We start from the raw sequence: 7,534 nt of genomic DNA on the forward strand, positions 1-7,534 counted from the left end.
ATTTTTTATTTGACAATACGAAATTTAAATGGGTTCTTATAATTTTATATTCGAAAAGTAGTCTACTCTACATTAAAGGATGTTTTATGATGGTTGTCTAACATAATTCGTTTTTCACTACCTTTTCTTACTTTTACAAAATGATGTTCTATTAATGCATTACAAATTGCTTCCTCAAATTCGTTAGTTATTTTTGGATATTTGTTTTCCCAAACTGTAGCAATATTTTTAATTTCTTCTACAAGAGTAATGTATTTAATCAATTCAGAAGTTGGAGAATTGTTATGGATTTTCGTAATTATCCATTGAACTTTTGCATCAGTAGAGAAATTACTTGTCAACAAATAGCTTAATACTTCATCATTTAAGAAATTTGAATTTAAGGTCATTAGTTCTCCTGAATCATTTAGCAATTCTACAAATTCTTTTTTATACTTAAACTCAGCAAAAGATTCACAAATAAATTCAATATTTTTTTGGGACAGATTATCCTCCATCACCTTTTTAATAACAACATCTTTCTCCGTACTAATGTGTCTCAAAGAAACTCTTTTTCCTAAAATTTCTAACAGTTTAAAAGCATTAGAATCTGATATGTTTGAATTTATCAACTCATACAATAAGTCTTCTTCTAGTTCGAGTTCTAATAACATTTCCAAAATATCATCTTCTTTTTCTTTATATGAAATAATTAATTGTAAAATTCTATCATCATATTTATTATCTATAAGAGTTTCTATATTGTTTTTGGAAACTGCAAATAGGTCTCTTTGTATTAGTAATTTTACCCTTGCTTCATCCATAGAAAAGTAGATGCTATTTATTTGTTTATCTGCATACAAAATTACAAATCTAAATAATATATCATTCACATCTGGATCATTAAGCAAAGAATTACAAACATCTACATTAGATTCCAAAATAGCCTTTGAATTGTCTTCTGATATATGTCTTTCCAAATAATGTATAAACTCATTATCATATTGTTCTGACATATTCCAATAAGCATTTATATTTTCACAACTGCATATAACCTTATCTGTTTCAAGCAACTTAATCATGATTTCTTCACGATTGCCAAGCGGCTGTAGAGCTTTTAAATTAGAGATATTTGTTTTGTTTTTATTTAAATACTTCACCTTATACTCTTCTTCAATTTCCGACAATAATATTTCAACTACTATTTCTTCTGAATTATTAAAGTCACATTCTGGCACGACATCATCTATATACATAGATATAAACCGAGAAAAATTACTTTCTACATACTCTTTTGTACAACGTAAACATTCTTTGTAGTAAACACAATCCAACAAACTACCATAATCAATGTTTGATGAAAGAAAACGATGCGCCAAAAGAGAAACATTATCAATATTTAGTTTATAGGCTTGGATTTTTTCTAATTCACTAAGTATTTCATCAGTCACATCCATTTCATTTAAATGTGTAAATTTGATTTCAGATAATTGAAGATTGTCAAAAAAAGCATTAAAATCCTTCGTATTTATGAGTTCTACAATTGGTTCATTTTCCTCAAAATATCTATTGAATAGTTTTAAGCTATCTTGTTTTACCTCCTTATTAGTAATAATTGAAATCAGTATATTTTTAAAGGCGTTTTCATATTTCTCAGTGCACAAATCCAAAAGTTGAAGTACCACATCTGAATCGTTATTTACAAATACTTCTACAAATTTTTTTGTCTTTTCTAAATCAAACGTATTTAATATCTCTAATAATTCTTTAAATAAATCATTGGCTTTTACCGAATTAACAAGTTTCTCAAGTCTATTATCATCATTAAATAAAAAATACTCGAGTAATTTCTTGTTTAAGATATTAAACCTACTGAAATCGGAATCATTTAAGCGATTCGCTATTTCGTCAGGTGTTTCTAAGTTAAGGAATATATCTAATTTTTTTCCTTCCAATAAACCTTTTAGGAATATAACATCATTTCTTTTTAATACTTTATTCGTATCAACATTAAAATTACCTTTGTAGTACCAATATGTTTCATCAAGTAAACCATCAACTATTAAAAACCTAATTAAAGGAAAATAATGATCTTCAACTATTCGATTCCCATATTCAAACACAGTATCCATTTGCTCCTGATTCATATTTTGTATCAATTTTGTATATGAATAAATTTCTACTTCTTCTATCTGTTTTTTTAAAAAGTCAACACGTTCGTATAATCGTTTAAGCGACTCATTGTTATCTTCAGGCATATTATTTACAGTTTCAATTTTGTCCTTGTTATTTAAAACGAAATGATTCAAAAAATCATCATATCCATAACTACTAGAGCCACTATTATAACTTATTAAATACCATTTATCCTTTTCCTTGCTCCAGTTTCGTAAGTGTTCTGACCAAGTAACATTTCCCATGTTTTGGATTCTTACATCTACTGGGATCATTAATGCCATAGCTTCGTATTTATCGTTTTCAAAACGATCGTTTAAAAAATCAATTCTCTGATTAAGTTCCTCTAACTCTAATTCAAAATTTTCAATCACATTTTTTCTGTGACTTTCTAATTTATCGAAAGCGCTTCGTATATAACCTTTATCTTCTTGTAGCAAATCAAATTCATTAGGAAAAATATTCTTAAGCGTAATAAGTGCAAAAAGCTTATTTTTATCTAATTCCAACGGTTCTAAAGGAATAATATTAGAATACACAATAAACTCATTAACAATATTCTTCAATAATCTCATATCATCAACATACAGTGATATATTCGACAACACTTTATTGTCTGGCGCTTTTGAAATGCCCAATAAAAGGTTTTTGAGTTCGCTCTCGCTTGTTTTAGAATCTACTACCGGAACAATAGGAATAATAAAATCAAAAAATTTCGTTCGATTCTTTGAGAAAAACAAACCATCTTTCAACATATAGACAAATTTAATTATTCTTTTATTGCCGTTAGTAGACACAAATGAGTTAAGCAGGAAATTCAATTCTCTTAGCTTTGTAAAAATATCAATATTTCCATATCTGTCTAAATCTTCAAAAACTATCACAGTTGATTCCGAACTATTTAATAAATAAACGATTTCTTTAATATCACGATCTAATATTGTTTCATCTTGTGCTTCGTCATTTACACTTGCTTCAGCACCCTTTAGATTAACTTTAGATACTTTTATTTTGCTTCCTTTAAATGCTGAGTACATAAAAAAGCTTACTGGCACAATGAAAAACAAAAAGCATAAAAGCCAATAACAGCTATTGCTAATTTTTAATGAATAAGAAAAAAATGGTAACAATATATCTTTTAAAAACCACATCAATAAAGAAACACTGAAAGCCGCAGATAAAAATACTTGCGAAAATAAATGAAATTCATTCTTGTTTCTTTTAAAATTGAATTTACTTAACGGTATCTTTTTTATTTCAATTTGAGAAAGCATTTGATTTATCAATTGTCTTTCTATTCTATTGGAATAATTTTCGTCCTTACTTTGATCTCCAGATTTCTCAGTATTATCTTCATATTTGCCCAAAGAAACTGTAATTATGTTTTCAATTTTTTTCTTTGCAGTATATGATTTCCATACAGTGCTCTTACCAGCTCCGTAGATACCGGTTATTGCAATATTTTTTATATCTTTGTTATCAAAAGCGTAATCAAGAGCTTCCGTATATACCGGTTCAATGTTTTCTAAAACATCAGGCGTTAGTGAATTAAATTTCTTCATAAATACACCATCTTTATTAAAAATTTTTTATTATTCCAGACCATAATATTGTTAAAATACTTCATCTTAAAACAGGCTTAATGAAAGTTTATGAGATAAAGCGTACTTTTAGTTTCCACATCATTTTTATATTTTTTGGTAAACAAACCCTGTATGATGTTATCTCCTCCTTCCGTTTTTCTAAACTCAAAATCTTATTTTTAAATTATTTTATCCAAATAGCTTATAATATGAGTTTTCATTATCTTGCTGCTGGAATACATCTTTTATTCATTACCTATAGCTATCACTATTTCCTTTCCTACTTTTGCTTTTGCATTAACGATATGTCTATTTTATTATCACCTTTTAGTTTTATAATCTGATATAAATCGGCTTCAATTCTAGGTAAGAAGTTCGAATAGTGGCGTGTAATACATCCAGAATAGCAGTGAACATTCCCAAGAAAAATACTTCTTTTACATTGTTGTTAATGATGTACTTAATGAAGCATTCTTTTTTAAGTACAAAGTCAAAATAATAAGTATCTTCATGGAAACATTTTGCAACCTGCTACCATGATATGGATGCTTATGATTTTGACGAAAGCACTTTCTATGGCGCACTTTTTATCATTTATACCATACACTCCATATGGAACGACACGACTGCATGAATGTCATATCAAACTGGTAGTTTGCAGAAATATATCTACATACAATTTAACGTTATTAACGTTAAATTGTGAACCCACTTTACTAATTAAAATGGTAGCATTGTTCTTTTCAAGAATTCTTCATCGTTAGAAACAGACTCCACATCGAAGTAAGGGTTACTGTGATAGAATACCTTATTCTTTTCTTGACTAAGATATGCCATACACACCTCTCCAATTACTGTCTTGTCTTTGACATATTTGCGATAATGCAACAGACAATCATCACCAATAATTTGATCTGCACAATATCTTCCTAACACATTAGTATTATCTTCACCAGTGATAAGAATTGTATCAAATGGGCATTCATGAGCGTATACACTTTCTTCTCGATCGCTAACTAAGAGGATATAGAATTCATCTGGCATGGAATCAAAATCCTTTTCAGTCGATATATACGCATAAGACAAATCTTGGTCTGGCTCTTCTTTTAATTTCTGTTGACGAACGCCAGATATACTATGTCTACGTTTTTCTATATATACATCTCTGACATACTCTTCTTTAAATAAAACTAAAAAATCACTCCATGTTTTATTCAAAAAATCCAATGTTGCTTGAAGTTGATCTGATAATTCCATCTTTTCATGTTGTACATCTTTACGGAAAAATGGACCTATTTCTGTTTTATTTGAACTTCCTAAAATACCCATTGAAAGCTTGTTTGCAATATCCGCAGTGTGTTTAGTTCGATTGTTTATTGCCTCAATATATTTAAACTCATCAGATTGAGATATATTATTGAGCCACGTCTGCATCTTTGGAAAAGCAGCACTATATGTCTGTTGATTAAATGTTCTAGTCATTATCTGGATATCCACTGAATCTACAGCTTTTCCCTTATTTGCTAACAAACCAGCATTTATTATCTGGCTCATAGAATCCAGCGCATTCATTGTGTACTGAAAAAAATCCCTAAGTAACTTATCAAATAAGAACAATGGATCTACTTTTTCACCAGCAACTCGTAACTCATAAGCGGGAGAATTCTCAGTTGTTATAGCTAATTTTTTTACTTTCTTACCATCTTCCGTCACGCAGTCTACGAAGTCGTCTACAATATCCTGCTGCCAACGTACGGTCTTCATTGTCATTTTACCAATTATATTATTCAATGTATCTGCACAATACTGTACTATAGATATATTTTTTTCAGTGTATTCAATAAATTGCCACGCAGAATATATCTTATGCGCAATTAAATCTTTTCTAAGCGAATCATCTGCCATTATTAATCACCTCTTAATACTTTTAATTCTACATAGAATTTTAATTTATCTCTCCAATACCATTCTTCATCGATTCAATAGCAGTATTCACTTTTTCAAGTTCTACCGGCACATATTCTCCACTAATTCTAATACCACCACCAAGCAAACCAAACAGTTGTTTCGAAGTATTAATATCTAACATCAACGTATCATCAGATAGTAATTTGTTGATCTTATTAGACACGTTTACTGCCAATAATCTTTCTGCTTCTTTCTTCTTTTCTATCTGAATTGTCTCATCTTCAATATTCTCTACTATTCGCGCATTGCTAATAATCTTTATTTCATAAGCTGTTCCTAGCATATGATAGATGAGTTTCATCATATGTTCCTTTGCTTCATCAGATGTCATATTTAATTGAACACTCTCAAATTCAGTGTCTAACATTTCGCCTATCTGCGTATTGTTGCCTAACTGTATTCCAGTCTCATTATTTTCTTTTTTCTCGATAATTGCTTGTGCTTTTGTCTTACCTGAGACAAAGCTCTTTACATCCACCCACTTATCTTTGATCCATGGTTTTGCTTTTGAATACCACCAAGGACTTATCACATATTCATGTAATTGAACCGTGCCATATATTACTGCTGCAGCAATTGCTTCTCCAACTGCTTGCGCAAGTTGCTGTTGTTCCGGAGTTAGTCCAACACTTTCTTGCTCATATCGTTCTATCAGATATTCATATTGAGGTTCATCAATCTCAACTTCCTCCCATTCTATGATATCAGTCGTTTTATTGTTCTCATCTTGGCTTACACCTCGAACCCTATTTTCATTATCCTTGGACCTAACAAGATGATCCCCCTCTCTCAGAATTGGTCTATATAACTTTTCGCTCATAAAATATCATCTCCTTAAACTGGTATTATTATTGCATACGTTAGTTCTATGTCATAACCCAGTGCTTCCATCATTCTAATAAAGGGCTTATTCACAACCCCATAAGGCTGTATTAATAATACAATTGACGTATTGGCTAGTAGTACCAATTTTCTCTCCCAACTGGTCCTGTGTCTTTCCCACTTCTAAGCATTTAATTTCACATCAACTTCAATATTATTTTTTATCATTTTACATTCTCGTAAAAATATCATTAATATCAAAGCTAACTTACTGGCTCTATATAAGTAATTGGATTTTGGGCGGATTGATTTACTTTGAGTCTGGTAATTGACTTTCCTAGATAAAACTGTTCATTATCATCCATTGCCAATCCTTTTTCAAAACCTTCATCCTCGAAAAACAATCTATTTTCAAGCCTCGGCGTGAGAACAATATCTTTTCGAGGCAACTTATATGGCGCATCCTTACAAACATACCATCGAGACGGCTTAAATACGGCTACAATTAAAGAGTTATAGACACCCAAAACATATTCGACGGTTTTCACTCTTTCTTTAGATGACCGCCAAATACCTCTACACTGTTATAAAGTATCTTTTCATCCATTCCTCTTTGATAAAGCTGATTGATTTTAATAACCATAAATATGATGTTTAATATCTTGTTCTGTTAATTCCACTGCACCATTGATTTGTTCAAATTCTTCAACAGTTAACGCCTCAGAAGAATGATGACCAGAAACAATATTGGTTAACTTGATATCGTTCACATAATTAAATGCATTAATTAACGAGGCTTCTGCTGCAAATGCCTGGTCTTCAGTTAAATTTGAATTGATAATGATTTTTTTAACTTCTAGCCCTGCAGCATGAATTTCTGAAATGATTTGTTGTTTTAATGTAAGCGTCCAATAACAAGGTGTATCGCATCTATCTAGTCCTCCAGTTATACTGTATTCAAACAGAAGATTGGAGGTTTTTTATGATGAAACAACCCATTGTCCATC

General features: G+C 30.3%; 5 protein-coding genes. All 5 read right to left on the reverse strand.

The window, feature by feature from the left end:
- Positions 1-62: 62 nt before the first annotated feature.
- Positions 63-3,716 (reverse strand): YobI family P-loop NTPase, encoded by a 3,654-nt coding sequence (locus ACTQZM_RS06440; RefSeq protein ID WP_441653259.1) that lies wholly within the window; start codon positions 3,714-3,716, stop codon positions 63-65.
- Positions 3,717-4,457: 741 nt separating this feature from the next.
- A complete protein-coding gene (locus ACTQZM_RS06445) occupies positions 4,458-5,642 on the reverse strand; it encodes a hypothetical protein (protein ID WP_243188183.1) in 1,185 nt (394 codons plus the stop codon).
- A 40-nt stretch (positions 5,643-5,682) separates the two neighbouring features.
- Positions 5,683-6,525, reverse strand: a complete 843-nt coding sequence (locus ACTQZM_RS06450) for a hypothetical protein (protein ID WP_441653260.1) — start codon at positions 6,523-6,525, stop codon at positions 5,683-5,685.
- A 265-nt stretch (positions 6,526-6,790) separates the two neighbouring features.
- The gene (locus tag ACTQZM_RS06455) at positions 6,791-6,976 is read right to left on the reverse strand and encodes a hypothetical protein (RefSeq protein WP_441653261.1); all 186 of its coding nucleotides are present in this window, start codon (positions 6,974-6,976) and stop codon (positions 6,791-6,793) included.
- A gap of 183 nt (positions 6,977-7,159) precedes the next feature.
- Positions 7,160-7,492 (reverse strand): LEM-3-like GIY-YIG domain-containing protein, encoded by a 333-nt coding sequence (locus tag ACTQZM_RS06460; RefSeq protein WP_441653262.1) that lies wholly within the window; start codon positions 7,490-7,492, stop codon positions 7,160-7,162.
- Between the last annotated feature and the right edge of the window lie 42 nt (positions 7,493-7,534).

It is taken from the genome of Enterococcus cecorum (assembly GCF_052119425.1).
GTDB classification, from domain to species: Bacteria; Bacillota; Bacilli; order Lactobacillales; family Enterococcaceae; genus Enterococcus_E; species Enterococcus_E cecorum_C.

Excerpts from the sequence above, each read along its gene's own strand:
- ACTQZM_RS06440 (WP_441653259.1), bottom strand. The coding sequence starts at position 3,716 with ATGAAGAAATTTAATTCACTAACGCCTGATGTTTTAGAAAACATTGAA.
- ACTQZM_RS06445 (WP_243188183.1), bottom strand. The coding sequence starts at position 5,642 with ATGGCAGATGATTCGCTTAGAAAAGATTTAATTGCGCATAAGATATAT.
- ACTQZM_RS06450 (WP_441653260.1), bottom strand. The coding sequence starts at position 6,525 with ATGAGCGAAAAGTTATATAGACCAATTCTGAGAGAGGGGGATCATCTT.